Below are 1,890 nucleotides of genomic sequence, written 5' to 3' on the forward strand. Positions count from 1 at the left end.
CCGACGCTGACGGTCGACGAGACGGTGCTGGCGACCAACGCGACGGCGAGCTTCGCGGGCGCGTTCACGCCTGTGTTCGGCGCGGACGGCCCACTGGATGCGAATCATGACGGCGTGGCCGATGCGGGAGCGGTGACCTATACGCTGGGCGTGGTTGCGGGCGCGTCCGGTCTGGTCGATACGCTGACCGGCCAGGATGTCATCCTGTCGCTCGTGGGCGGCCAGGTGGAAGGCCGTACGGCCGTGAGCAGCGATCTGGTGTTCACGGTCACCGTGGATGCGACGGGCAATGTGACACTGGACCAGCTGCGGTCTGTGGTTCATCCCGACGCCACCAATCCGGACGACAGCACTACGCTGTCGGCGGCGAATCTGATCACGCTGACGGCGACGGTGACCGACGGCGACCTCGACACCAACCAGGCGACGCTGAACATCGGGCAGTCGCTGACCTTCCTCGACGACGGTCCGAGCATCTCGGTGAACGAAGAGGCGCCGACGCTGACGGTCGACGAGACGGTGCTGGCGACCAACGCGACGGCGAGCTTCGCGGGCGCGTTCACGCCTGTGTTCGGCACGGACGGCCCGCTGGATGCGAATCATGACGGTGTGGCCGATGCGGGAGCGGTGACCTATACGCTGGGCGTGGTTGCGGGCGCGTCCGGTCTGGTCGATACGCTGACCGGCCAGGACGTCATCCTGTCGCTCGTGGGCGGCCAGGTGGAAGGCCGTACGGCCGTGAGCAGCGATCTGGTGTTCACGGTCACCGTGGATGCGACGGGCAATGTGACACTGGACCAGCTGCGGTCTGTGGTTCATCCCGACGCCACCAATCCGGACGACAGCACGACGCTGTCGGCGGCGAATCTGATCACGCTGACGGCGACGGTGACCGACGGCGACCTCGACACCAACCAGGCGACGCTGAACATCGGGCAGTCGCTGACCTTCCTGGATGACGGCCCGAGCATCACGGTGACGACGACGGCGGCGCCGGCGGATGCCCTGGTGGTCGACGAGACCAACCTTGCGATCAACGCGACGGCGAACTTTGCCGACAACTTCTCGGTGGTGAGCAATTACGGTGCGGACGGTGCCGGCACGATCGCATCGGCCTATGCGCTCGGCGTCAAGAGCGCGAGCGTGGATTCCGGCCTGATTGACGTTGACACCGGACTGCACGTCCTGCTGGTGCTGAACGGCAATACGGTTGAGGGCCATGTCGGGCCGACGGCGATTCTGGCCTTCACGGTCACCGTGGATGCTGCCGGCGTCGTGACGCTGGACCAGCTGCGGGCGCTGCAGCATCCGGATGCGACCAATCCGGACGACACGGTGACGCTGTCGGCGGCGGACCTGATCACGCTGACCCGGGCCGACACGATCACGGACGGCGATGGCGATACCGCCACCAGCTCGTCGAGCATCAATATCGGCCAGGCGCTGACCTTCCATGACGACGGTCCGAGCATCACGCTGACGACGGCGGAGCCGGCGGACGCCTTGGTGGTCGACGAGACCAACCTTGCGATCAACGCGACGGCCGACTTTGCCAACAACTTCGCTGTGAGCGGCAGTTACGGTGCAGATGGCATCGGCTTGATCGCGTCGACCTATACGCTCAGTGTCAAGAGCGCGAGCGTGGATTCCGGCCTGATCGACGTTGCGACCGGGCAGCACATCCTGCTGGTGCTGAACGGCAATACGGTCGAGGGGCATGTCGGCGCGACGGCGACGTTGGCCTTTACGGTCACCGTGGATGCTATCGGCGTCGTAACGCTGGACCAGATCCGCGCGCTGCAGCATCCGGATGCGACCAATCCGGACGATACGGTGACGCTGTCGGCGGCGGACCTGATCACGCTGACCCGGGCCGACACGATCACGGAC

At 66.0% G+C, this 1,890-nt stretch carries 1 protein-coding gene; it reads left to right on the forward strand.

Annotated features, from left to right (window positions below; translation table 11 throughout):
• Positions 1–1,890, forward strand: a 1,890-nt coding sequence (locus NR187_RS30615) for a DUF5801 repeats-in-toxin domain-containing protein (protein WP_256808843.1), incomplete at both ends; no start/stop codon positions are given.

It is taken from the genome of Bradyrhizobium sp. Bra64, from assembly GCF_024519875.1.
Lineage (GTDB): Bacteria > Pseudomonadota > Alphaproteobacteria > Rhizobiales > Xanthobacteraceae > Bradyrhizobium > Bradyrhizobium japonicum_G.